Origin of the sequence: Collinsella sp. AM43-1 (assembly GCF_003467925.1) — a bacterium.
Taxonomy (GTDB): domain Bacteria; phylum Actinomycetota; class Coriobacteriia; order Coriobacteriales; family Coriobacteriaceae; genus Collinsella.
Genome location: NZ_QSFR01000046.1, coordinates 1 through 1,350, shown reverse-complemented (window position 1 = coordinate 1,350; position 1,350 = coordinate 1). Strand labels below are relative to the sequence as shown.

Annotated in this window: 2 protein-coding genes; both read right to left on the bottom strand. The window is 71.9% G+C overall.

Translation table 11 applies throughout. The annotated features are described in order from the left end of the window. Positions 1-136: 136 nt before the first annotated feature. Positions 137-673 (bottom strand): IS110 family transposase, encoded by a 537-nt coding sequence (locus tag DW925_RS10305; protein WP_255415199.1) that lies wholly within the window; start codon positions 671-673, stop codon positions 137-139. Positions 674-804: 131 nt separating this feature from the next. Then, positions 805-1,257, bottom strand: coding sequence for a transposase (locus tag DW925_RS09990; RefSeq protein WP_147349539.1), 453 nt, complete (start codon positions 1,255-1,257; stop codon positions 805-807). Positions 1,258-1,350: the final 93 nt, after the last annotated feature.

The window sequence follows — 1,350 nt, the reverse complement described above, 5'->3', positions numbered from 1 at the left end:
GCTCCGGCGGCCCGCAATCCTCTCCTTCGGCGGGGTTCCCCTAGTCTGTCTTCGCGCATGCGGCGGCCGCCGCGCGCACAGCGAGAACGGGGGTGTCCCCGAAGGCCGCCCGGCTCGCCGGGACGGGGGCTTATGTCTATTCCGCGCCCTCCCGGCACATCGCGCCGAGGGCCCACAGCCACCTCACGAGCTCGGCCGCGGTGGCCGCGTTCGCCTTCGCCTGCGGCATCCCGCGGGCGATCATCTCCTCGCGGCGGCGCAGGAGCCTCTCGGACCCCTTCCTCCCGTGCATCCTTATCTCGAGGGGCACGCCGGAGCCCTTGGGCATCAGCTTCGGCTGGTGGCCGGCCTGGGCGTAGCACCAGGACCCCTCGACAGCCAGCTTCCTGACGAGCGCGTTGCCGGCCCCGCTGATCCCGCCGAGGCGCACGGAGTCCGCGCTCGACCTCTGCTTCGGGGCGAGGCCGAAGTAGGACGTCACCTGCCTGCCGGAGCGGAACCTCGAGAAGTCGCCGACCTCGGACGCGAAGGCGGCGGCGAGCGCGAACCCGCACCCCTTGATCGACTGGAGCGCCTCGACCTCGGCCGAGAGGGGGCCCGCCGCGACGGCGGCCCTGTATTCGGCGAGGAGGGCCCCCCTCGTCTCGTCGGCCGCCTCGACCTCGTTCCTCAGCGCCGCAAGCGCCCGGATGCCTCCGTCGTCGGCGGGGTGTATGCCGTCGAGCCACCTGAGGAAGCCGTACGTCCAGTACTTCCGGGGGTTGCCGGCCGGCGTCGTGCCGCCGTAGACATAGCCGCGGCGGGCTAGAAACGCCAGGAGCCGCTGCTTCGCCGCCGCGAGCCTCGCGGTCGCGGCGTCGTGGGCGGCGGCGAGGTGTTAGCGCCCTCGATCTCGGGGGACGGCACCCATACCGGGGTGACGTCGTGCGACAGTATCGCCTTGGCCATCCTGGCCGCGTCGTTGCGGTCGTTCTTGGACGAGAGGTCGGCAGCCGACCTCGGGACCTTGGAGACGGCCGCGACGACGCAGTCGACGCCGAGCCCGGAGAGCTCCCTTTGCGGGGCGAAGCCGAGGTAGCCGCTCTCGTAGGCGGCGAGCGACGGGCCGGGGAAGCCCGACATCCACTCCGCGACCTCGCCCCAGGGGTTGCCGCGGAACCTCCTCGTCACGGCCTCGCCCGTCTCCGCGTCGAGCGCGCAGACGGTGGTGGACCTGAGGTGTACGTCCATTCCGAAGGCGGTAGAATATCTAGGCACGGGAGCCTCCCAACCTCGTTGCGGCGCGGCTGCGCCTCTGGCACTTCAACAACATTGTCGCAGCCCCGACCCGCGGTCACGAGCGGGGGCTCC